Origin of the sequence: Pseudomonas sp. YQ_5 (assembly GCF_043103305.1) — a bacterium.
Classification (GTDB): Bacteria; Pseudomonadota; Gammaproteobacteria; order Pseudomonadales; family Pseudomonadaceae; genus Aquipseudomonas; species Aquipseudomonas putida_Y.
In genome coordinates, this window is record NZ_JBICJS010000031.1 from 24,632 (window position 1) to 45,105 (window position 20,474).

Annotated in this window: 19 protein-coding genes and 1 pseudogene; 7 read left to right on the forward strand and 13 right to left on the reverse strand. The window is 62.6% G+C overall.

Annotated features, from left to right (window positions below; translation table 11 throughout):
- Positions 1 to 16: 16 nt before the first annotated feature.
- The gene (locus tag ACF8EA_RS05640) at positions 17 to 868 is read right to left on the reverse strand and encodes a MaoC/PaaZ C-terminal domain-containing protein (protein ID WP_274118820.1); all 852 of its coding nucleotides are present in this window, start codon (positions 866 to 868) and stop codon (positions 17 to 19) included.
- A 2-nt stretch (positions 869 to 870) separates the two neighbouring features.
- A complete protein-coding gene (locus ACF8EA_RS05645; protein ID WP_103443428.1) occupies positions 871 to 2,223 on the reverse strand; it encodes a 3-oxoacyl-ACP reductase in 1,353 nt (450 codons plus the stop codon).
- A gap of 117 nt (positions 2,224 to 2,340) precedes the next feature.
- Here ACF8EA_RS05645 and ACF8EA_RS05650 point away from each other — a divergent pair, with 117 nt between their 5' ends.
- Both ACF8EA_RS05650 and ACF8EA_RS05655 read left to right on the forward strand, forming a co-directional pair.
- Complete coding sequence (locus tag ACF8EA_RS05650) at positions 2,341 to 3,618, forward strand: acetyl-CoA C-acetyltransferase (RefSeq protein WP_103443429.1); 1,278 nt, start codon at positions 2,341 to 2,343, stop codon at positions 3,616 to 3,618.
- An 89-nt stretch (positions 3,619 to 3,707) separates the two neighbouring features.
- Positions 3,708 to 4,487 carry a helix-turn-helix transcriptional regulator gene (locus ACF8EA_RS05655; RefSeq protein ID WP_021783980.1) on the forward strand — a complete coding sequence of 260 codons (780 nt, stop codon included), beginning with the start codon at positions 3,708 to 3,710 and terminating at the stop codon, positions 4,485 to 4,487.
- A gap of 66 nt (positions 4,488 to 4,553) precedes the next feature.
- Here ACF8EA_RS05655 and ACF8EA_RS05660 read toward each other — a convergent pair whose 3' ends face one another.
- The 5 genes and pseudogenes from ACF8EA_RS05660 to ACF8EA_RS05680 form a co-directional block, all read right to left on the reverse strand.
- Positions 4,554 to 5,321 (reverse strand): methyl-accepting chemotaxis protein, encoded by a 768-nt coding sequence (locus tag ACF8EA_RS05660; protein WP_370626959.1) that lies wholly within the window; start codon positions 5,319 to 5,321, stop codon positions 4,554 to 4,556.
- A gap of 90 nt (positions 5,322 to 5,411) precedes the next feature.
- Positions 5,412 to 6,497 (reverse strand): annotated as a pseudogene (locus ACF8EA_RS05665) (cache domain-containing protein); the annotation flags it as partial.
- Between the two features lie 167 nt (positions 6,498 to 6,664).
- Positions 6,665 to 7,075, reverse strand: coding sequence for a Cu(I)-responsive transcriptional regulator (gene cueR, locus ACF8EA_RS05670; protein ID WP_021783982.1), 411 nt, complete (start codon positions 7,073 to 7,075; stop codon positions 6,665 to 6,667).
- Positions 7,072 to 9,471: a heavy metal translocating P-type ATPase gene (locus ACF8EA_RS05675; protein ID WP_392521259.1), complete on the reverse strand. Its 2,400-nt coding sequence runs from the start codon at positions 9,469 to 9,471 to the stop codon at positions 7,072 to 7,074. Before ACF8EA_RS05675 ends, cueR begins: the two co-directional genes overlap by 4 nt.
- Before the next feature lie 52 nt (positions 9,472 to 9,523).
- Positions 9,524 to 9,910 carry a hypothetical protein gene (locus ACF8EA_RS05680; protein WP_021783984.1) on the reverse strand — a complete coding sequence of 129 codons (387 nt, stop codon included), beginning with the start codon at positions 9,908 to 9,910 and terminating at the stop codon, positions 9,524 to 9,526.
- A gap of 145 nt (positions 9,911 to 10,055) precedes the next feature.
- Here ACF8EA_RS05680 and ACF8EA_RS05685 point away from each other — a divergent pair, with 145 nt between their 5' ends.
- Both ACF8EA_RS05685 and ACF8EA_RS05690 read left to right on the forward strand, forming a co-directional pair.
- Entirely contained in the window at positions 10,056 to 10,253 is a 198-nt protein-coding gene (locus ACF8EA_RS05685; RefSeq protein WP_014589568.1) for a heavy-metal-associated domain-containing protein, read from the forward strand.
- Between the two features lie 107 nt (positions 10,254 to 10,360).
- Complete coding sequence (locus ACF8EA_RS05690) at positions 10,361 to 11,542, forward strand: multidrug effflux MFS transporter (RefSeq protein ID WP_392521260.1); 1,182 nt, start codon at positions 10,361 to 10,363, stop codon at positions 11,540 to 11,542.
- On the opposite strand, the gene ACF8EA_RS05695 is transcribed toward ACF8EA_RS05690, so the two are convergent.
- Positions 11,493 to 11,690 carry a hypothetical protein gene (locus tag ACF8EA_RS05695; protein ID WP_103463468.1) on the reverse strand — a complete coding sequence of 66 codons (198 nt, stop codon included), beginning with the start codon at positions 11,688 to 11,690 and terminating at the stop codon, positions 11,493 to 11,495. The genes ACF8EA_RS05690 and ACF8EA_RS05695 overlap by 50 nt on opposite strands.
- A gap of 490 nt (positions 11,691 to 12,180) precedes the next feature.
- Between ACF8EA_RS05695 and ACF8EA_RS05700 the strand changes: the two genes are divergently transcribed.
- Positions 12,181 to 12,894, forward strand: a complete 714-nt coding sequence (locus ACF8EA_RS05700; RefSeq protein ID WP_021783985.1) for a helix-turn-helix transcriptional regulator — start codon at positions 12,181 to 12,183, stop codon at positions 12,892 to 12,894.
- 20 nt (positions 12,895 to 12,914) lie between these two features.
- Here ACF8EA_RS05700 and ACF8EA_RS05705 read toward each other — a convergent pair whose 3' ends face one another.
- The 5 genes from ACF8EA_RS05705 to ACF8EA_RS05725 form a co-directional block, all read right to left on the reverse strand.
- A complete protein-coding gene (locus ACF8EA_RS05705) occupies positions 12,915 to 13,862 on the reverse strand; it encodes an adenosine deaminase (RefSeq protein ID WP_392521261.1) in 948 nt (315 codons plus the stop codon).
- Between the two features lie 86 nt (positions 13,863 to 13,948).
- Entirely contained in the window at positions 13,949 to 14,635 is a 687-nt protein-coding gene (locus tag ACF8EA_RS05710) for an SDR family oxidoreductase (RefSeq protein WP_392521262.1), read from the reverse strand.
- 368 nt (positions 14,636 to 15,003) lie between these two features.
- Positions 15,004 to 15,588, reverse strand: a complete 585-nt coding sequence (locus ACF8EA_RS05715) for a YigZ family protein (protein WP_103443431.1) — start codon at positions 15,586 to 15,588, stop codon at positions 15,004 to 15,006.
- A 9-nt stretch (positions 15,589 to 15,597) separates the two neighbouring features.
- On the reverse strand, positions 15,598 to 16,260 hold the full coding sequence (locus tag ACF8EA_RS05720; RefSeq protein WP_003255279.1) for a TetR/AcrR family transcriptional regulator: 663 nt from the start codon (positions 16,258 to 16,260) through the stop codon (positions 15,598 to 15,600).
- A 90-nt stretch (positions 16,261 to 16,350) separates the two neighbouring features.
- Positions 16,351 to 17,268, reverse strand: a complete 918-nt coding sequence (locus ACF8EA_RS05725) for a LysR family transcriptional regulator (protein ID WP_021783989.1) — start codon at positions 17,266 to 17,268, stop codon at positions 16,351 to 16,353.
- A gap of 118 nt (positions 17,269 to 17,386) precedes the next feature.
- On the opposite strand from ACF8EA_RS05725, the gene ACF8EA_RS05730 reads away from it, so the two are divergent.
- On the forward strand, positions 17,387 to 18,733 hold the full coding sequence (locus tag ACF8EA_RS05730; RefSeq protein WP_021783990.1) for an aspartate aminotransferase family protein: 1,347 nt from the start codon (positions 17,387 to 17,389) through the stop codon (positions 18,731 to 18,733).
- Positions 18,734 to 18,806: 73 nt separating this feature from the next.
- Complete coding sequence (locus tag ACF8EA_RS05735; RefSeq protein WP_003255276.1) at positions 18,807 to 20,300, forward strand: CoA-acylating methylmalonate-semialdehyde dehydrogenase; 1,494 nt, start codon at positions 18,807 to 18,809, stop codon at positions 20,298 to 20,300.
- Positions 20,301 to 20,474: the final 174 nt, after the last annotated feature.

Genomic DNA, 20,474 nt, shown 5'->3' on the forward strand with positions numbered 1-20,474 from the left:
CCAGGACAGGCCCGGCCTACAGGCACTCCCAACGGCCGACCATATGCAGCACGCCCCCGTGCCCATCCAGGCGCAGTTGGCCCGAAGGGCCCGCTTCACTGGCACTGAGCACCACCTCCGAAGGCAACCTTACCGGCTTGCGGAAGTCCACCTCAAAGGCATAGCCACTGTGCGGCAGGTGCCCGCGCAGCGCGGCCAAGGCAATGGCCTTGGTCCACATGCCATGGGCAATGGCCCTTGGGAAGCCGAACAACCGCGCACTGACCGCGCTGAGGTGGATAGGGTTGTAATCCCCGCACACCTTGGCATAACGCCGGCCGATATCACTGTCGGCATACCAGCGGGTGGCCTCGGGCAGTGGATCAGGCTCAGTGTCGGCGGGCTCACTTGCCTCGCCTTCCAGCGCCAAGCCACGCACCAACATGCGGCTGGTCTCGCGCCAGAGCAGGCCGATGCCATCTTCAGCCTCGGTGACCAGGTCGAAGGTGCCACCTTTGGCATGGCGCTGCAGGTTATGCGCGTGCACCGCAAAACGCAGCCCTTCGACAGCACCAAGGGGGCGCAGCACTTCGATGCGGTTGTGCAGGTGTACCAGGCCAAGCAGCGGGAAGGGGAAATCATCGGCAGTCATCAACTGCAATTGCAGGGCAAACGCCATCACATGTGGATAAGTCCCCGGCAGGCGACCATCATCGGGAAAGTGGCAAAGCCTTCGATACGCCCCCAGGTTGCCCGGCTGAACCCGAATGAAACAGCGCAGGCCATCGTCCGGCAGCCGGTCGCCGCTGATGGTCCGTTTGCTGGCTGCGCGCAGGTACAGGCTGGCGCGGGCGGCCGGGTTGTGCAGATCGTGCCATTGTCGGCTCATGCTCAAGCTCCCATCAGTGCCTGACCGCACACCCGCAGCACCTGGCCGTTGACCGACCCGGAGCCTGGCTGGCTGAGCCACGCAATGGCTTCGGCGACGTCCTGCGGGCGCCCACCCTGGCCCAACGAACTCAAGCGCCGCCCTGCCTCGCGCAGGCCCATGGGCATGGCTGCAGTCATGTGGGTTTCGATGAAACCGGGGGCGATGGCGTTGATGCTGCCACCGCGCTCGGCGAGCCGTGGCGCCCAGGCCTGGGCCAGGCCAATCAGCCCGGCCTTGCTCGCGGCATAGTTGGCCTGCCCGCGGTTGCCGGCAATGCCGCTGACCGAGGCCAGCAGGGTGATGCGCGCGTTTTCCCCCAGCGCGCCATTGTCATACAGCGCCTGGGTGAGCACCTGCGGTGCCTTGAGGTTCACGGCCAGCACGGCGTCCCAGTATTCCGGAGTCATGTTGGCCAGCGTCTTGTCGCGAGTGATACCGGCGTTGTGCACCACAATATCGATGCCGTCGGGCAGGGCCGCGAGCAGTTGCGTTGCCGCATCGCCAGCGCATATATCCAGTGGCAGTGCCTTGCCGCCGAGGCGTGCAGCGAGGGCGTCTAGGTCCTGGCTGGCCTGCGGTACATCCAGCAGCAGTACATCGGCGCCGTCCCGTGCCAAGGTTTCCGCAATGGCGGCGCCGATACCGCGCGCAGCCCCCGTGACCAGCGCACGGCGACCGCCCAGTGGGCGGGTCCAGTCTTCCACCTGGCTGGTGCAGGCTTGCAGGCGCAGAACCTGGCCAGAGATGAAGGCACTCTTTGGCGAGAGGAAGAAGCGCAGGGCGCCTTCCAGCTGATCTTCGGCACCGGGGGCGACATACAACAGCTGGGCAGTGGCGCCGTTGCGCAGTTCCTTGGCCAGTGAGCGGCTGAAGCCCTCAAGGGCACGCTGTGCAACGCTGGCCAGTGGGTTGTCGAGGCCTTCCGGTGCACGGCCCAGCACCAGTACATGGGCGCATGGGGCCAGACTGCGTAGCAGCGGCTGGAAAAATTCACGCAACTGCTTCAGTGCATCGCTGTCGGACAAGTGACTGGCATCGAATACCACGGCCTTGATTTTCGGCCCCAGGCCGGCCACCCAGGCTTCAGCCTGCAGGTTGTCGGCATTGAAGCTGTATACCTCGTCAGTGAGGCGCGGGGCGATGGCTTCGACCTGCTTCGCCAGTGGCCCGCCACCCAGTACCAGGGCACCTTCTACCGGGCGCAGGCGGCCAGCCTGCCAGCGCTCCAGTGGCGCCGGGCGTGGCAGGCCAAGGGCATCCACGAGGCGGCGGCCGAGATTGGAGTTGGCAAAACCGAGGTAGCGATCGCTCATGAGGGGTCTCCCGAAAGGCAAGCTTGAAAGTGTGGACCAACTTTGCGGCAGGGTCGTTCGAATGCGGTAAAAACACCTAGGCTGTACCGATCAAATTGTTTCAGGAGGAACCAGCGCATGCGTTCAACTCGCCGGGTCGCGATCCTGGGCGGCAACCGGATCCCCTTCGCCCGCTCCAATGGCGCCTACGCCACGGCCAGCAACCAGGCGATGCTCACGGCCGCGCTTGAAGGCTTGATCGAACGCTATTGCCTGCACGGGCTGCGGTTGGGCGAGGTGGTGGCCGGTGCCGTGCTCAAGCACTCGCGCGACATGAACCTGACCCGCGAGTGCGTGTTGGGTTCGCGCCTGTCACCGCAGACCCCGGCCTATGACATTCAGCAGGCCTGCGGTACCGGGCTGGAGGCTGCGCTGCTGGTGGCCAACAAGATTGCCCTGGGGCAGATCGACTGCGGTATTGCTGGCGGTGTCGATAGCACCTCCGATGCGCCCATCGCCGTCAACGAAGGCTTGCGCCATATATTGCTGCAGGCCAACCGTGGCAAAAGCCTTGGCGAACGGTTAAAGCCCTTCCTCAAGCTGCGGCCTCATCACCTGAAACCCGAACTACCACGCAATAGCGAGCCGCGCACCGGGTTGTCGATGGGCGAGCATTGCGAGCGCATGGCCCACACCTGGCGCGTTGGCCGCGCCGAGCAGGACGAACTGGCGCTGCTCAGCCACCAGAAGCTGGCAGCGGCCTATGCCGAGGGGTGGCAGGACGACCTGTTGACGCCGTTTCTTTCGCTGACACAGGACAACAACCTGCGCCCCGACCTGAGCCTTGAGCAGTTGGCCAGGCTCAAACCAGCCTTTGACCGCAGCGGGCAAGGCACATTGACGGCGGGTAATTCCACGCCGTTGACCGATGGTGCTTCGCTGGTGCTGTTGGGCAGCGAGGCGTGGGCGCAGCAGCAGGGGTTGCAGGTGCTTGCCTATCTGGTCGATGGCGAAACGGCTGCGGTGGATTTTGTCACGGGGCGCGAAGGGTTATTGATGGCGCCGGTGTATGCCGTGCCGCGCTTGCTGGCACGCAATGGCCTGACGCTTCAGGACTTTGACTACTACGAAATCCACGAAGCCTTTGCTGCCCAGGTGCTGTGCACGCTCAAGGCCTGGGAGGATGCCGATTACTGCCGTGAACGGTTGGGCCTGGAGGCGCCGCTTGGCGCGATCGACCGCAGCAAACTCAATGTCAAGGGCAGTTCGCTGGCGGCCGGGCACCCGTTTGCGGCAACCGGTGGGCGGATATTGGCCTGCCTGGCCAAGCTGCTGGCGACGGCGGGTAAGGGGCGCGGGCTGATTTCGATCTGTGCGGCAGGCGGGCAGGGGGTGACCGTTATCGTCGAGCGCTGAAGCCCCTCCAGGGTAACTGCAGAGGCGGCGAGTGCCTTGATCATGATCCAGCTGTTAGGCTTGTCTGGTCAGAACTAAAAGAAGAAACCATGCCGATCATCGGACACCCCCGCGCTATCCCCGCGCTGGAACACCTGCCCAGACCGCTCTACGCCCGTGCCGAAAGCCTTGGCGCCGGCTCCTGGACCACTCGCCACCAGCACGACTGGGTACAGTTCTCCTATGCCATCAGCGGCGTACTCGGCGTGTACACACGCGACGGCAGTTACTTTGCCCCTCCGCAGTGGGGGGTATGGATCCCTGCCGATGCCGAGCATGAAGTGGTCACCTCGATGCAAGCCGAGATGCGCAGCCTGTATGTGCGCCGCGATGCCTGCCCATGGGCGCCGGAACAATGCCGGGTTCTGGAAGTGACGCCGCTGGCGCGCGAGCTGATCAAGCAGTTCTGCCTGTTCCCGGCGGATTACCCAGAAGACGACAGCGCCGAGGCGCGTCTGGTGGCGGTGCTGCTCGACCAGTTGCGCACCTTGCCGGAAGTCGGTTTTTCGCTGCCGTTGCCCCGCCACCCTGGTTTGCTGGCGCTGTGCAATGGCTTGATCGCTGCACCAGATCAGTCGCAGACCTTGCAGCAATGGGCGCGGGAGCTGGGGTGTTCGGAGAAGACGCTGATGCGGCTGTTTCAACGGGAAACCGGGTTGAGCTTTCGTAATTGGCGCCAGCGCATGCGGCTGTTGTCTTCGCTGGCGTTGCTGGAGGCGGGGGAGAATGTGACCGAGGCGGCGCTGGGGTGTGGGTATGACTCCACGTCGGCCTACATTGCGGCGTTCAAGCAGCTGTTCGGCGCGACACCGGGGGAATTGAAGCTCTGATTTTCGGTGGCCTGTGCCGGCCCTTTCGCGGGGTTAGCCGCGAAAGGGCCGGCACAGGCACATACATCAGGTGCGGAACCTGCGCACCAGCGTATCCAGCTCATTGGACAGCCCGGCCAGGCTCTCGGAGTCCTGGCGCGCTGCCTGGGCCAGCTCGGCCACCAACTGCGCATCCCCGTGAATCTGGCTGATGTGCCGGTTGATGTCCTCGGCCACCTGATGCTGTTCTTCGGCCGCCGTAGCAATTTGGGTATTCATGTCGCGGATGACGTCCACCGACTCACGGATCTGCCCGAAGCTGTCGCGGGCCAGGCCAATACGGCTCACCGACTGCTGCGAAACTTCCAGGCTGGCGTGCATCTGCTCGGCCACTTCGGCGGTACGGCTGGCCAGGTTGCCCAGCAAACCGTCGATTTCGGCGGTGGAGTCGGCAGTACGCTTGGCCAGCGCCCGCACTTCGTCGGCCACCACGGCAAAGCCACGGCCCTGCTCACCGGCACGGGCCGCCTCGATGGCGGCGTTGAGGGCCAGCAGGTTGGTTTGTTCGGCAATCGAACGGATGGTGCCGAGGATCGACTGAATGGCGTTGCTGTCACGCTCCAGCTGCTGGATCGACTGCGCCGATTGCTCGATTTCCTGGCTCAGGCGATCAACGCTGTGTACCGCCGCATCGATCTGCTGCTGGCCTTCGCGGGCCTGCTGCTGGCCGCTGTCGGCCGACTGCGCCGCCTGGCTGCAGGAGCGTGCCACTTCATTGGCGGTGGCGACCATTTCGTGGAAAGCAGTGGAAACCATGTCCACGGCTTCGCGCTGGCGGCCGGCCGCCTCGGCCATGTCGCTGGAGACGCGGGTCGAGCTGCTGGACGTGCTGAGGATCTTGCTGGCAGCAGCGCCGATATGCTGGATCAGGCTGCGAATGGCACCGAGGAACTGGTTGAACCAGCTGGCCAGTTGGGCGGTTTCGTCGCGGCCGCGGATTTCCAGGTTGCGGGTCAGGTCACCCTCACCTTGGGCAATGTCTTCCAGGCCATTGGTGACACTGTTGATCGGGCGCACGATCAGCTTGGCAAAGGCCGCACCGACCACCGCGAACAGTGCGGCCAACACGACAGCGATGACGCCGATCAGCCAAGTGAGCCGGGTGGTGGTCTGCATCACTTCGCTTTGTTCGATCAGGCCGATGAAGGTCCAGCCCAGTTGCTGGTCGGGGTAGACGTTGGCCATGTAGTGCACGCCATTGAGTTCGACCTCGACCAGGCCTTTGCCGGCTTTGGCCAGCTTGGCGTAACCGTCGCCAAAGCTTCCCAGCTGCTTGAAGTTGTGGGCGGCGTCGCGTGGGTCGACCATCACGTTGCCGTTGCTTTCCACCAGCATCAGGTAGCCGCTTTCGCCCAGTTTGATCTGCTTGACGATCTCGGTCAGGCCTTTGAGCGACACGTCGATGTTGACCACGCCGCCGGGGTTGCCCAGCTGGTTGGCCACGGTGCGCACGGTGCTGACCAGCACCGCATCGTCGGCGGCCCAGTAGTAGGCGCCGGTGCGCAACGTCTTGCCAGGGTTGGCCATGGCAAGTTGGTACCAGGGGCGCGTGCGTGGGTCATAATTGACAAACTTCTGGCCGGCCGGCCAGCCAGTGTAGCCGCCGTCACTCACCCCGTAGGACAGGTAGGCGTAGGCGGGATGTGAGTTGGCCAGGCGGGTCATGAAGTCGAGTATTTTGCTGGCCTGCTCGCCCAGTTCGTAGGACGGGGTTGCGCTCATGTATTTGTTCAGCTCGCTACCCGTGGCGGCGACCATTGGCTGGGAAGCCATGTACTCGACGTTCTGGTTGATCCCCTGGAAGAAGATGTTCATCGCGTTGCTGACCTGGCGGATTTCCCGGCTGCTGCTGTCGAGGAATCCATCGCGGGCTTCGCCGCGCAGGTTGATGACCACCAAGGTGGCCACGAGAACGATGGGCAAGCCGGCGATGACCGCGAATGCCCAGGTCAGTTTCTGTTTGATGTTCATCGACGCTCCCGGAACTTTTATTTTTGACACACGAGGCAGGTAGCAACTACATCGGCAGCATCCGGGTTTAATGAAGCCAAAACGCCTGTATTTATTGGATAAAGTCGTGGTTGGTGACTATTCGGTCGTGTTTGGACATTTATGGCATACCAAAAGCTCGTGGCAGCTCAGTGACAGCAGTTGCCAGGAGCGCCATTGGCCAGGTCTTTGAGGATCGGGCAGTCCGGGCGGTCGTCGCCCTGGCAATGCGAAACCAGTTCGCCGAGGGTGTCGCGCAGGCTCACCAGTTCCTCGATGCGCCGGTTCAGTTCATCGATGTGCTGCATGGCCAGCGCCTTCACATCGGCGCTCGCACGTTGGCGGTCCTGCCACAAGGTCAGTAACTTGCCGACCTCCTCAAGGGAAAAGCCCAGATCGCGGGAGCGTTTGATGAAGGCCAGGTTGTGCAAGTCCTCCGCCTGGTACAGGCGGTAGCCGCTGTCGCTGCGTGTGGCCGGTTTGAGCAGGCCGATGGATTCGTAGTAACGGATCATCTTGGTGCTGAGCCCGCTGCGGCGGGCGGCCTGACCGATATTCATGGCGCCTCCTGGGTACTGCTGGTGGGTTTCCACGTTTTGAGCCACAGTGCGTTGCTGACGACGCTGACGCTGGACAGGGCCATGGCGGCACCCGCCAGTACCGGGTTGAGGTAACCCAGCGCGGCCAGCGGGATGCCGATCAGGTTGTAGATGAATGCCCAGAACAGGTTCTGGCGGATTTTCGCGTAGGTCTTGCGGCTGATTTCCAGCGCAGCGGGCACCAGGCGCGGGTCGCCACGCATCAGGGTGATGCCCGCGGCCTGCATGGCCACGTCGGTACCGCCACCCATGGCAATGCCGATATCGGCGGCGGCCAGCGCCGGTGCATCGTTGATGCCATCGCCAACCATGGCGACCACACCCTCCTGCTTGAGCGCGGCCACGGTTGCGGCCTTGTCGGCCGGTAGCACTTCGGCATGCACATCGTCGATGCCCAGGGCCTCGGCAACCACTCTGGCGCTGCCACGGTTGTCACCGGTCAGCAGGTGGCTGCTGATGTGTTGGGCGTGCAGGGTGGCGATGGCCTGCGCGGCGCCGGGCTTGAGGCTGTCACCAAAGGCGAACAGGCCCACCACTCTTGCTTGCGTGCCGCGTTCGATCAACCACGACAGTGTGCGCCCTTCGGCTTCCCAGGCCTGGGCCTGGGCGGCCAATTCGCCGGGCTGCAGGCCGCTTTCGTCAAGCAGTCGGCGGTTGCCCAGCGCCAGTTCACGGCCTTCAACGCGACCGGCAATGCCGCGCCCGGTCAGCGACTGGCTGTCGGCAACGGTTGGCACGTCCAACCCTTGCTCTGCACAGGCCACCAGTACCGCCTTGGCCAGCGGGTGTTCACTCCCGCGTTGCAGGGCGCCGGCCAGGCGGTGCAGGTCGGCACTGTTGCCGTCCAGCGCCTGGCTGTGAACCACCCGCGGGCTGCCGGAGGTGAGGGTGCCGGTTTTGTCGAAGACTACGCGGTTGACCGCATGGGCACGCTCCAGGGCTTCGGCATCCTTGATCAGGATGCCGTGGCGGGCGGCGACCCCGGTGCCGGCCATGATCGCGGCGGGCGTGGCCAGGCCGAGGGCGCAGGGGCAGGCAATGACCAGCACGGCGACGGCGTTGATCAGCGCGGTTTCCAGCGGTATCCCAGCCAGCCACCAGCCAGTCAGGGTGATCAGGGCCAGTACCAGCACAGCGGGGACGAACACCTGGCTGACACGGTCGACCAGCTTCTGGATCGGCGCTTTGGCGGCCTGTGCGTCTTCCACCAGGCGGATGATGCGCGCCAGCACGGTCTCGGTGCCCAGCGCCTGGGTACGCACCAGCAGCCGGCCTTCGCCATTGATGGCGCCACCGGTGACGCTGTCACCGGGTTGCTTGGGCACTGGCAGGCTCTCGCCGCTGATCAGGGCCTCATCGGCGTGGCTGCTGCCGTCTTCGACCACGCCGTCGACCGGGAAGCGCTCGCCGGGCTTGACCAGTACCAGGTCGCCCAAGCGCAACTGGGCGATGGCCACGTCCTCTTCCACGCCGTCGACCACGCGCAGGGCGCGTTCCGGGCGCAGGGCTTCGAGGGCTCGGATGGCACTGGCGGTCTGGCGTTTGGCGCGGCTTTCCAGGTACTTGCCCAGCAATACCAGGGCAATCACCACGGCTGAGGCTTCGAAGTACAGGTGCGGGGCCATGCCGGCGGGAGCCTGTGCCCATTGGTACAGGCTCAGGCCATAGCCAGCGCTGGTGCCCAGGGCCACCAGCAGGTCCATGTTGCCGGCACCGGCGCGCACGGCCTTCCAGGCTGCAATGTAGAAGCGGGCACCGAGAATGAACTGCACGGGTGTGGCCAGCAGGAACTGCGCCCAGGCGGGTAGCATCCAGTGCAAGCCGAACGGTTGCACCAGCATGGGTAATACCAGCGGCAGGGCCAACAGCAAGGCTGCGCCGACTGCCAGGCGCTCGTTGCGCAGGCGTCGCTGGACAGCGCTTTGGTCGTCCTTGGTCGACTGTGGCAGGCTGGCGCTGTAGCCTGCCTTTTGCACAGCGTCGATCAGCAGGTTGTCATCCAGGGCCGCAAGCACTTCGAGGTGTGCGCGTTCGCTGGCCAAGTTGACGCTGACCTGCTCGACCCCCGGCAATTTGCCCAGGGCGCGCTCTACGCGGCCGACACAACTGGCGCAGGTCATACCGCCTATCTGCAGTTCGAGGGTGCGGGTTGGTACCCCGTAGCCGGCCTCGCGCACGGCTTCGACCAAGGCTGGCAGGCTGGCAGGCGGGGCTACAACCCGGGCTTTTTCAGTGGTGAGGTTTACGCTGACCTGTTCAGCGCCGGTGACCTTGCGCAGGGCGCGCTCGACCCGGCCAGCACAGCTGGCGCAGGTCATGCCGGAGATCGGCAGGTCGTATGTGGTGGATGCGGGCATGGCTCTCCTCCTTGGACAGGCCTCCAGCATCAACCTTGCCACGCAGGCAAGGTCAATAGCCCAGGTCGGCTCGTTTCAACTCCAGCCCATATTGCCCCATGGCGATGCGGTATTTGTTGATCTGGCCCGCCTGCAGATTCAACCGCGTGCTGCGCTGGTCCTCTATACCTGCTGCGCAACCCGGCATTTGCCCAGGTAGCAGGCGCAGGCGCACATCCACCGGGCCAGGCGGCAGGTTGAACGAGGTGGACTGCTCCTGGAAAACGCGCCCGGAAAGCTGGTCGTTGAGGTACACGCCGATTTCGCAATTGGTGGCCACTTCCAGGCGCTCCCGGGAAATGATCAGTACGCTGTAGGCTGAGTTGCCCTCGGCGAAGGCCGGTGGCACCACAGCCAGCGCGCCCAATAGCCCGACGACGCCCAATGCTGCCCTGAACATGAAAAATCTCCTGCTTGCCTGATCGTCAAAGGCGCAGCTTGGCCGACGCGGACGCGGATTTCCACCCCGGGTGTTGCAGGGAGGGCTTGACCTTGCCCTGATGGCAAGCTTGAGACTTGTGGAAAACCTGAAGGAGGTAACCCCCATGCAAGTGTTCAATGTACAAGGCATGACCTGCGGCCATTGCGTGAAAGCCGTGACCCGCGCGGTGCAGGAGCAGGATGCGGCAGCCAGGGTGGAAGTTGATCTGGCGGGCAAACAGGTGCGTGTGCAGAGCGAGTTGGCGCAGGAGCAGATCCTCACTGCGATTCGGGATGAGGGGTATCAGGCCGAACTCGCCTGAAGACCTGATTGCTCCCTCCGGGGCTAACAGTGTTGCAAATCTTTTCACATTGACAGGGTCCACAGCAGGTAGAATCAGTCACTTGCTTAGCCTGCTATGGATTCCTGATGAACCTGCGAATGGTGCTCATCCTGGGCGCACTCAGTGCGTTCGGGCCCTTGGCGATCGACTTCTACCTGCCAGCCTTTCCGGCCATGGCGCAAGCGTTCGCCACCGATGAAAAACACGTCCAGGCCACGTTGGCCGCCTACTTCCTGGGCCTGTCTATCGGGCAGTTGGCCTATGGGCCGGTTGCCGACCGTTTTGGCCGACGCAAACCGCTGATGTTCGGCGTTACGCTGTTCACCTTGGCATCACTGGCCTGTGCCTACGCCCCCAACCTCGATACCTTGGTGATGGCACGTTTTATCCAGGCACTGGGTGGTTGTGCCGGCATGGTGCTTTCGCGGGCCATCGTCAGCGACAAGTGCGACCCGGTAGCGTCAGCCAAAGTGTTTTCGCAACTGATGCTGGTCATGGGCCTGGCGCCGATCCTGGCACCGATGCTGGGTGGGGTGCTGGTGAATCTGGCCGGCTGGCAGTCGATCTTCCTCGCTCTGAGTTTGTTCAGTGCCGGCTGCCTGCTGGCGGTAAGCCTGGGCCTGCCGGAAAGCCTGCCTGAGCATATACCGCGCCAGCCGCTGTCTGGCGCCTTGCGCCAGTACCTGCGGCTGCTGGCTGACCGGGTTTTCCTCGGCCATGCCCTGACCGGTGGTATCGCCATTGCCGGCATGTTTGCCTATATCGCCGGTTCGCCTTTCGTGTTCATCAAACTGTATGGCGTGTCCGCTGAGCACTACGGCTGGCTGTTCGGCACCAACGCCGCAGGTTTTATTCTGGTGGCGCAGGTGAACGCCCGCCTGCTGGCCAAACGCGGGCCGGCCTTCCTGCTGGGGCGCGCGGTGTGGCTGTACCTGGTTGCGGGCCTGGTGCTGCTGGGCGTGGCGGCGTTGCGCCCTGCGCAACTGTGGCCGCTACTGGTGCCGCTGTTCATCTGTATCGCCAGCCTTGGTTGCATTATTCCCAATGCTTCGGCCTGCGCAATGAGTGGGCAGGGCGCGCGTGCCGGCAGCGCCTCGGCACTGATGGGCTGTGTGCAGTTCAGCGTAGCTGCGGGTGCTGCGGCGCTGGTCGGGCTGCTGCATGATGGCAGTGCGGTGCCAATGGCAATCGTGATCAGCCTGTGCGGGGCGCTGGTGGTCAGTGTCGCGCTGTTGACCCGGCGTTTGCAGGCCAAGGCTCCCGCATAAGCGGATGAGGTGCCTGCAGACGGGTTTCCAGCGTGGCGACGAAGGCACGTGCCTCGGCTTCGCTGCGGAAACTGACCACATGCTGATCAAGCTGGACCTGCCAAGGGCAGGCGGGGTTTCGGCTCGACGCACTTACGATAATTTTCATCGCGGCATACCTCCAGGAAGGGCAGCGGCTCAAGTGTAGCGCTGGCCCGCCAGCCTGCCATGACACCGCTTCAGCGTCCTGACTGACGGTAGGTGTGTGCATTTTCCTGGCGGTGTTTCCTGCTTTGGGCGCAATGCCTGTAAACCCCCAGAACCTTCGCTTTGTTTTGCGCTATTTGTGGAAGGTTGCTGTGGGCCACATCTGAAATGGCTGCAAGTTTGTTTTCATCAAGATGTTTCAGCGTGGCTGTGTGGGCGTACCGGTGCCTTGGCTGACTTGGTGCCGAGGAGTTTTTCGAAGCCGCTTTGCTGCTTGCCATGGGTAGATATACCCAGTGGTTTTTCATCTTGGGTACGGCGGCACGTGGTCGTCTGACCGGCGTTTTTCTGCGGCTTATACTGGCGAACCAGGCCAGTGCCAGCGAGAGGCGCTTCCCTGGCAGGGTTGGCCATCGCATCCCCACCGTGAAATTGCAGGGAGTTACAAGGACATGAACGCAGCCAGCAGTATCAGCCAGATCGCCAGCCTGATGGCCGACCCCAAGCGCAGTGCCATGTTGTGGGCATTGATCGATGGCACACCTAGATTGGCCAATGAACTCGCGATAATGACTGGCCTGACTTCATCGTCCGCCTGCGCACACCTTTCGTTGCTGTCGTCGGCCGGCTTGCTCAAGCATGAAGCCAGGGGCCGCAAACGCTACTTCTGCCTGGCAACCCCGCAGGTCGGAGCGGCGGTAGAAGCCTTGGCCAGCGTGCAGCTGGAAAGCGCCAGGGGAGAGCGTGCCGAAGCGCCAGTATCGTCACTGCCCATGTCGATGCGCCGGGCGCGCCGTTGTGGCGATCATCTGGGTGGGGAGTTGGCCAGTGAGCTATATCATCGCATGGTGGTGGCCGGCTGGCTGGAAGGCAGCGGTCGGCAGTTGATGGTCAGTGACGAGGGGCGGGCGCAGTTGGCCTTGGTCGGGGTATACATCGATGCCTTGGCGCCACACCAGCAACGAGGTTGCGTGATCTGCCGCTGCACCGAGTGGAATGACCAGGGCCCGCACCTGGGGGGCGTACTTGGCCAGGCCTTGTTCAGGTTGTTCCTGCAATCTGGCTGGATGCGCGAGTTGGAGGACACGCGGGCATTGCATATTTCGGCGCTGGGTATCCAGCAGATCAATCGCATCGCCCGCGTGGCGACGTTGCAGGTCGGTTGAGCGCAACGTCTTCATGCTACTCAGACCAGCCGTGCATCCAGGCTGTTCTGCGCCAGGCGACGTGCCTGGTCCTCGGTCATGCCCAAGTGGGTATGCAGGGCGTGGAAGTTCTCCGTGACATAGCCACCGAAGTAGGCCGGGTCGTCCGAGTTGACCGTGACTTTCACACCACGCTCGAGCATGTCGAGGATGTTGTGCTGGCTCATGTGGTCGAACACGCAGAGCTTGGTGTTGGACAGCGGGCACACCGTGAGCGGGATCTGCTCGTCGATGATGCGCTGCATCAGGCGCTCGTCCTCAATGGCACGTACGCCATGGTCGATACGCTTGATCTTCAGCAGGTCGAGGGCTTCCCAGATGTACTCGGGTGGGCCTTCTTCGCCAGCGTGGGCAACGGCGACGAAACCTTCGCTGCGGGCGCGGTCGAACACACGCTGGAACTTGCTTGGTGGGTGGCCCATTTCCGAGCTGTCCAGGCCAACGGCAATGAAGGCATCGCGGAACGGCAAGGCCTGATCGAGGGTCTTTTGCGCTTCATCCTCGCTAAGGTGGCGCAGGAAGCTGAGGATCAGGCCGCTGCTGATGCCCAGTTGTTCGCGACCATCCTTGAGCGCCTGGCTGATGCCGTTGAGCACCACTTCGAAAGCAATGCCGCGGTCGGTATGGGTCTGTGGGTCGAAGAAGGGTTCAGTGTGGATCACGTTCTGGGTTTTGCAGCGTTGCAGGTAGGCCCAGGTCAGGTCATAGAAGTCCTGCTCGGTGCGCAGCACGTCGGCGCCCTGGTAGTACAGGTCGAGGAACTCCTGCAGGTTGTTGAAGGCATAGGCACCGCGCAAGGTTTCCACATCGGCCCAGGGCAAGGCGATCTTGTTGCGCTCGGCCAGGGCGAACAGCAACTCGGGCTCCAGTGAGCCTTCCAGGTGCAGGTGCAGTTCGGCCTTGGGCAGGGCGTTCAACCAGTCATACATAGTGGTTCATCTCAATCAGGTACGGTTGCGGCCATTCTACAGGGGCCGGCCGGGCAATGCGCCCAGCCGGGCTGCGACCTGGTGAATCACCAGACCAAGGGTTCGCCCTTGTAGTTGATGAAACGCAGGCCGCCGTTGCCGCTTTGGGCCTTGATCTGTTCGATCATGCCGCGGGTGCTGGTGAGCACATCAATATCGGCGTTTTCGCCACCCATGTCGGTTTTCACCCAGCCTGGGTGCATGGCCAGCACGCACAGGTCCGGGCGCTGCTGCTCAACGAAGAAGCTGTTGATCATCGAGTTCAGTGCCGCCTTGCTGGCCTTGTACAGGCAGATTTCGCCACCGTCGGGGATGGTGACGCTTCCTAGGATCGAGCTCATGAAGGCCAGCACACCACTGCCTTCACGTATTTGACCCACCAGGCGGCGAGCCACGCGTATCGGCGCCACGGCGTTGGTCATGAACAGATCGCCAATGTCGCTGTTGCTTACGGCTTCCAGGTCTTGCGGCAAGGGGCCCATGACCCCGGCGTTGACGAATATCAGGTCGAACAGCTGGCCTTGCAGGCGTTGCTTCAGGCTGTCGAGCTGAACGGTGTCGTTCATTTCCAGCTGCTCGATACGCACGCCGGGCACGTTCGCCAGGGCGCCGGGCTGCTGCGGGTTACGGACGGTGGCAGTGATGTGCCAACCGTCTTCGTGCAGGCGTTGTACCAGGCCCAGGCCAAGCCCGCGCGAGGCGCCGATGATGAGGGCAGTTCTTGAATTGGCCATAGGAACATTCCTTTATCGGTGTAGGAGAAAGGAATTGAGCATACGTCACGGCGGATACGCGTGCCTGGTTTGCTTGTGGTCAAAAAATGATCAGTTATGTCCGGGCCTTGCGGGGCCGGGCGCTTCGCCTGTTGGCGCACGGGTTATCCACAAGCTGGTCCACAGTTATTGTGTGCAAGGTGAGCAAGCGGGGTGCGGCTTGGATGGGAGGCCCGCTGGGGATAAGTCGCGCGCATTCAGCAGTTTACGGCTGTCATCAAATCGTGATCAAAATATGATCAAAGCCCTGAAGGCCTTGAAATCACTAGCCTGCAAGAGAATGCCCCAAGCTTATCCACAGGCAGGCCCACAGTTGTTGTGGGCAATGTTCAGCGTGCTTCGAGCAAAATACGCCCGCGGCTCAAATCCGCCAGTTGCTGTTGCAATGGCGCCAGGTGGGCGTCACCGAGGGCAATCAGCAGGTCAACACCATTGGCGGTGAACTGTTCATCCAGGACCAGGCCGTCAACCTCGGCCAGGCGCAGCTTCACCAGCGCCAGCTCGCTGAAACTGCAGCTGCAGCTGAAATTGCTGCGCTGTACCAGCAGGCGCTTGGGCGCCTGCTGCAGGCACTTGTTGGCGCCGCCGCCATAGGCCCTGGCCAGGCCGCCGGTACCCAGCTGGATGCCGCCGTACCAGCGGATCACCAGCACCACCACCTGGTCGCAGTCCTGCGCTTCGATGGCCGCCAGGATCGGCCGCCCAGCGGTGCCGCCGGGTTCGCCATCGTCGCTGCTGCGGTACTGCGCGCCGAGTTTCCAGGCCCAGCAGTTGTGGGTTGCGGCCAGGTCGCTATGACGTTCGATGAAACTCATCGCTTCGGCGGCACTGCTGATTGGCCCGGCGAGGGTGATGAAGCGGCTTTTGCGGATTTCCTCGCGGTATTCGCAGAGGTCGAGCAGGGTAGAAGGCATAAAGGACGGTCAGGCAGCCGGCTTGATGCCGCAGCCTTTCAGAATGATGTGGATAAGGTTGTTGCTCGCGTCTTCCATGTCCTGCTTGGTCAGGCGGCTGCGGCCAGTCACCTGGCAAATCTGGGTGGCGAAGTCTGCATAGTGCTGGGTGCTGCCCCAGAGCAGGAAGATCAGGTGCACCGGGTCGACCGGGTCCATTTTGCCTGCTTCGATCCAGGCCTGGAATACCGCAGCACGGCCGCGGAACCATTCGCGGTAATCGGCGCTGAAGTATTCGGTCAGGCAGGTGCCACCGCTGATCACTTCCATGGCGAAAATGCGCGAAGCTTGCGGGTTGCGCCGGGAGAACTCCATCTTGGTGCGGATGTACTGGCTCAGGGCTTCACCGGGGTCGTCATCGACGCTCAAGGCGTTGAAGGTGCTGTCCCACAACTCGATGATATTGCTGAGCACGGCGATGTACAGGCCCAGCTTGTTGGTGAAGTAGTAATGCAGGTTGGCCTTGGGCAACCCCGCCTTGAGCGCGATGGTGTTCATGCTGGTGCCCTTGAAACCATGGCGGGCGAATTCATCTTCGGCGGCCTGGATAATGGCCTGTTCGTTCTTCTGGCGGATACGGCCCGCGGGCTTGCCCGAGGCGGAGAGGCGATGCGCAGGGACTTCTAGGGTCATGGGCGATTCCGTACGAGGCAGTGGCTGCGGCTGTGGGACAAGATTACCTGCCTGTGCCGAAGTGACAAGCGTTTGCGGCACAGACTGGTATCAACGTGTCGCAGCCAGGCTTTCGAGGAAGCTTTCCAGCACCAGGTTGGGGCGCCGGCCTTTGCGGGTAACCCAGCTCAGGCTCAGGTCATAAAAACGCTCCTTGGGCTTGAGCGCACGCAAACGGCCTTGTTGTACCCAGAACATGGCGTAGTGGTCGGGCAGATAGCCGATGTAACGCCCGGTGAGGATCAGAAACGCCATGCCCTCACGGTCAGAAGCACTGGCGGTGCAATTCAGCGCCTGGTAATGCGCCTGGATTTCGGCGGGTAGACGGAAGGTGGGGGTGATGGCTTCCTGGCTATTGAGGCGGTCGTCGTCTATCTGCTGGTCATCGGCATAGAACAGCGGGTGGCCGACGGCGCAGTACAGCAGCGAGCGTTCGCTGTACAACGGTTGGTACTCAAGCCCCGAAAGCGGGCTGGTCTGGGGTACGACGCCAACGTGAAGGCTGCCATCGAGCACGCCGTGCTCGACCTGGCTGGGGGCGATCATACGGATCTGGATGCGCACATCAGGGCCGCGGTCCTTGAGTTCCGCCAGGGCATGGGTGATACGCATGTGCGGCAAGGTCACCAGGTTGTCGGTCAGACCAATGTTCAGCTCGCCGCGCAAATGCTGGTGCAGGCCGTTGACCTCGGTGCGGAAGCTTTCCAGCGCGCTGAGCAGTTGCAGGGCTGAATGGTAGACCTCGCGGCCTTCCTCAGTCAGCGAGAAACCGGCGCGTCCGCGCTGACACAGGCGCAGGCCGAGGCGTTGCTCAAGGTCGTTCATCTGCTGGCTGATGGCCGAGCGCCCAATGCCCAGTACGTTCTCGGCAGCCGAGAAGCCACCGCACTCGACGACGCTGCGGTAGATCTTCAGCAGGCGGATGTCGAAGTCGCTGACTTGGGCGAGTGGATCGGGTCGTCGGCTCATTAGTTTAGTCTCGGCCTGTCTGAAGATTAGAAATGTAGGCTTTTTCTGACTCTATCGCCGTGTCAATTTAGCTGCAACAAGATACATCGTTGCCTAATCGTCTTCCGAGGAACCGCCGATGAACATGCCCGAAACCGCCCCTGCCGGTATCGCCAGCCAGCTCAAGCTGGACGCCCACTGGATGCCCTACACCGCCAACCGCAACTTCCAGCGCGACCCTCGCCTGATCGTGGCGGCCGAAGGCAACTACCTGGTCGATGACCACGGGCGCAAGATCTTCGACGCCCTGTCCGGCCTGTGGACCTGCGGCGCAGGGCACACTCGCAAGGAAATCGCTGACGCGGTGACCCGCCAATTGAGTACGCTGGACTATTCCCCAGCATTCCAGTTCGGCCACCCGCTGTCGTTCCAGCTGGCGGAAAAGATCGCCGAGCTGGTTCCGGGCAATCTGAATCACGTCTTTTATACCAACTCCGGTTCCGAATGCGCCGACACCGCATTGAAGATGGTGCGTGCCTACTGGCGCCTGAAAGGCCAGGCCACCAAGACCAAGATCATCGGCCGTGCCCGTGGTTACCATGGCGTGAACATCGCGGGTACCAGCCTGGGTGGCGTCAACGGTAACCGCAAGATGTTTGGTCAGCTGCTGGACGTCGACCACCTGCCTCACACTGTATTGCCGGTGAACGCCTTCTCCAAAGGCTTGCCGGAAGAGGGCGGTATCGCTCTGGCTGACGAAATGCTCAAGCTGATCGAGCTGCACGATGCCTCCAACATCGCAGCAGTCATCGTCGAGCCGCTGGCCGGTTCGGCCGGTGTGCTGCCGCCGCCGAAGGGTTACCTGAAGCGTCTGCGTGAAATCTGCACCCAGCACAACATTCTGCTGATCTTCGATGAAGTGATCACTGGCTTCGGCCGCATGGGCGCGATGACCGGCTCGGAAGCCTTCGGCGTTACCCCGGACCTGATGTGCATCGCCAAGCAGGTGACCAACGGCGCCATCCCGATGGGCGCAGTGATTGCCAGCAGCGAGATCTACCAGACGTTCATGAATCAGCCGACCCCGGAATACGCCGTGGAATTCCCACACGGCTACACCTACTCGGCGCACCCGGTAGCCTGTGCCGCCGGTATCGCCGCGCTGGACCTGCTGCAGAAGGAAAACCTGGTGCAGTCTGCTGCTGAACTGGCGCCGCATTTCGAGAAGCTGCTGCACGGCGTGAAGGGCACCAAGAATATCGTCGATATCCGCAACTACGGCCTGGCCGGCGCCATCCAGATCGCCGCCCGTGACGGTGACGCCATCGTTCGCCCATACGAAGCGGCCATGAAGCTGTGGAAAGCTGGCTTCTATGTACGCTTTGGTGGCGACACCCTGCAGTTCGGCCCAACCTTCAATACCAAGCCGCAGGAACTGGATCGCCTGTTCGATGCGGTAGGCGAAACCCTGAACCTGATCGACTGATCTTTCCGATTTTGATGCCAGGCGCATGCCCGCTGCGGGCGCCTGGCTCTCCTATGTTTATCTGGAGTTTTGCATGAGCATTGTTCAGCACCTGATTCACGGCGAACTGGTTACCAAAGGTGAGCGCACCGCCGATGTCTTCAACCCGTCCACTGGCCAGGCCGTTCGTAAGGTCGAACTGGCCAGCCGCGCAACCGTTCAGGAAGCGATCGATTCCGCCAAGGCTGCCTTCCCGGCCTGGCGCAACACCCCACCGGCCAAGCGCGCCCAGGTGATGTTCCGCTTCAAGCAACTGCTGGAGCAGAACGAAGCCAAGATTTCGCAGATGATCAGCGAAGAGCATGGCAAGACCCTGGAAGACGCCGCCGGCGAACTGAAGCGTGGTATCGAGAACGTCGAGTTCGCGTGTGCAGCCCCAGAAGTGCTGAAGGGTGAGTACAGCCGCAACGTCGGTCCGAACATCGACGCCTGGTCCGACTTCCAGCCGCTGGGCGTGGTTGCCGGTATCACCCCATTCAACTTCCCGGCCATGGTGCCGCTGTGGATGTACCCACTGGCCATCGCCTGCGGCAACGCATTCATCCTCAAGCCTTCCGAGCGTGACCCGAGCTCGACTCTGTACATTGCCCAGTTGCTGCTGGAAGCCGGTTTGCCGAAGGGCATCCTCAACGTGGTGCACGGTGACAAGGAAGCGGTGGATGCGCTGATCGAAGCGCCGGAAGTGAAAGCACTGAGCTTCGTGGGTTCTACCCCTATCGCCGAGTACATCTATGCCGAAGGCACCAAGCGTGGCAAGCGTGTACAAGCCTTGGGGGGCGCGAAGAACCACGCGGTGCTGATGCCGGATGCCGACCTGGACAACGCAGTCAGTGCCCTGATGGGCGCGGCTTACGGTTCATGTGGCGAGCGTTGCATGGCCATTTCGGTAGCCGTGTGCGTAGGCGACCAAGTGGCCGATGCCCTGATTGCCAAGCTGGAGCCACAGATCAAGGCGTTGAAGATTGGTGCCGGCACCTCGTGTGGCCTGGACATGGGCCCGCTGGTGACTGCGGCAGCGCGTGACAAGGTCGTGGGTTACATCGATGACGGTGTTGCTGCTGGCGCCAAGCTGGTGGTGGATGGCCGTGGCTTCCGTGTGGCAGGTAATGAAGATGGCTACTTCGTGGGTGGCACCCTGTTCGACAAGGTGACCCCGGAGATGCGCATCTATAAAGAGGAGATCTTTGGCCCGGTGCTGTGCGTGGTCCGGGTGAATAGCCTGGAGCAGGCCATGCAGCTGATCAACGATCACGAGTATGGCAACGGCACTTGCATCTTTACCCGTGACGGTGAAGCGGCCCGTCTGTTCTGCGACGAGATCGAAGTGGGTATGGTGGGTGTCAACGTACCGCTGCCGGTGCCGGTGGCTTACCACAGCTTTGGTGGCTGGAAGCGTTCTCTGTTTGGTGACCTGCATGCCTATGGTCCGGATGGTGTGCGCTTCTATACCCGTCGCAAGGCAATTACCCAGCGTTGGCCGCAGCGGGCCAGCCATGAAGCATCGCAGTTTGCATTCCCTAGCCTTTAAGGTGGGTAAGCAAAGCGGGGAGGCCGTCAGGCCTCCCCGTTTTGTTTTTGGGGTTTGGTTGTTGCTGTTGTAGGGGGGGGCTGTTTTGAGAGGGCGTTGGCTATGAGATGTGTCCGCCACCACCTTTGCAGTGCCTGTGAGATCGAGCGCCGCCCGCGCGGCGCATCGCGAGCT